Genomic DNA, 1,890 nt, shown 5'->3' on the forward strand with positions numbered 1-1,890 from the left:
ATTTAAGAAATATTTAAGGAAAGTAAAGAATACCGATGATGGCTTATTTTTTTATGATAATTATAAAACTATAATTGTTGAACCTTTAAATGATATATATGAATATATTGCATAGTGTATAAATTATTTAAAATAAGGAGGTTCATTATGGATTTAAACAGAGAAGAGGCTTTTAAATTATTGAGTGAATATACACAATCTGATTCGTTGATCAAACATGCTTTAGCGGTTGAGGCAGCTATGAGGGAATATGCCAAGAAGTTTAATGAAGACGTGGATTTATGGGGGATAACAGGACTACTACACGATTTTGATTATGAGAGGTATCCTTCAAAGGAAGAACATCCCTACAAGGGAGCAGAGATATTAAGGCAAATTGGCTATCCTGAGGAAGTAGTTAGGGCTATTTTGGGGCATGCTGATTACACTGGTGTTGAAAGGGATACACTTATGGCTAAGACATTATTTGCTGTTGATGAATTAACGGGTTTAATAATTGCTTGTGCATATGTAAATCCAGAGAGAAAGATTTCTAATGTAAAGGTAAAAAGTGTGAAAAAAAAGCTAAAAGATAAAGCTTTTGCAAGGAGTGTAAACAGAGAAGATATATACAAAGGTGTTGATGAGCTTGGTGTTAATCTAGAGGAGCATATATCCTTAATAATAAATGCCCTTTCTAAGATATCTGATAAATTAAATTTATAGGCTTTTAAATTATATAATTAATTATTTTTGGGTAGCTTTTCTACATAAATTGAAGTAGAGGGAAAAGCAAAGGAAGCATTTTCATCTTCTATAATTTTCATTATTTTCAGGTTAACATCTTCTTTTATTTTTAGATATTCAGACCACACTGCTGTTGTTGTAAAGCAATATATAAAAACATTAAGTGAGGAGGCACCAAAATCTGTAAAATTTACCATTAGGGGATCCTCTTTTATATATTTATGATTTATGAGCATATCCCTAATTTTATTAACAATATTCTCAATTTGTGACCTGTTTGTTGAATAGGTTAGGCCTATATTAAAGTTTATTCTTCTGTTTTCCCTTCTAGACCAATTAGTAATTGAGTCATTTGCTAGTTTTGAATTTGGGATAGCTACAAGGGCCTTTGCAAAAGTTCTAATTTTAGTACTTCTAAAACCTATTTCTTCTACTATACCCTCTGCATCTGAACAGACTATCCAATCGCCAATCTTAAAGGGTTTGTCAAGTAAAACCATAACGCTACCAAAGAAATTGGCTAGTGTGTCTTTTGCTGCTAGGGCTATTGCAAGGCCCCCAATACCAAGTCCAGTGATAATTGCGCCTATATCGTAACCCCATTCCTGGATAATAAAGGTTATTGCAAAGCATATAATTGTGGCTTTTATAAATTTATTGATAAAAGGAATTAAGGATGTTGCCATATCAAGCTTTCTCTCAATAAATACTTTATAAAGCATTGTATTAAGAAGGCTTTCTCCCCTGTAGAGTGTCCAAAAGACAACAAAGATAATGAAACTACGAATTATATGACCAATTAGATCATTTGCCTCAGCTGGGAGAGATAAAACTGAGAAAGCAAAATATAATCCAATTGTAACAAATAAAAATTTTATTGGCCTTTCAAGTATATTTAAAAGCTTGTCATCAATATCAGTCTTTGTTCTCTCTGCAAGTTTTTTTAAAATTAACAAAATTGAATTTGTAAATATCTTCTTAAAAAAAAGAAATATAAATAATACAAGAAAAAAAAGTGATAATTCATACACAGTGAGATTAAATATAGAGTAATCAAGTATTGATTTTAGCTGTTCAACGATATTCATTCACATACCTTTGATGTTATTGTTTTAGCTTTATATTTTTTCATTTTTTCTAATATATTGCAATAAAATATTATAA

Annotated in this window: 2 protein-coding genes; one reads left to right on the forward strand and one right to left on the reverse strand. The window is 30.3% G+C overall.

Going from position 1 to position 1,890, the window contains the following annotated elements; all coding sequences use genetic code 11:
• The first annotated feature begins 147 nt into the window (after positions 1–147).
• Entirely contained in the window at positions 148–705 is a 558-nt protein-coding gene (locus SVN78_10755) for an HDIG domain-containing protein (protein MDY6822085.1), read from the forward strand.
• A 17-nt stretch (positions 706–722) separates the two neighbouring features.
• On the opposite strand, the gene SVN78_10760 is transcribed toward SVN78_10755, so the two are convergent.
• Complete coding sequence (locus SVN78_10760; GenBank protein MDY6822086.1) at positions 723–1,814, reverse strand: mechanosensitive ion channel family protein; 1,092 nt, start codon at positions 1,812–1,814, stop codon at positions 723–725.
• Between the last annotated feature and the right edge of the window lie 76 nt (positions 1,815–1,890).

The organism is Deferribacterota bacterium (assembly GCA_034189185.1).
Taxonomy (GTDB): Bacteria; Chrysiogenota; Deferribacteres; order Deferribacterales; family UBA228; genus UBA228.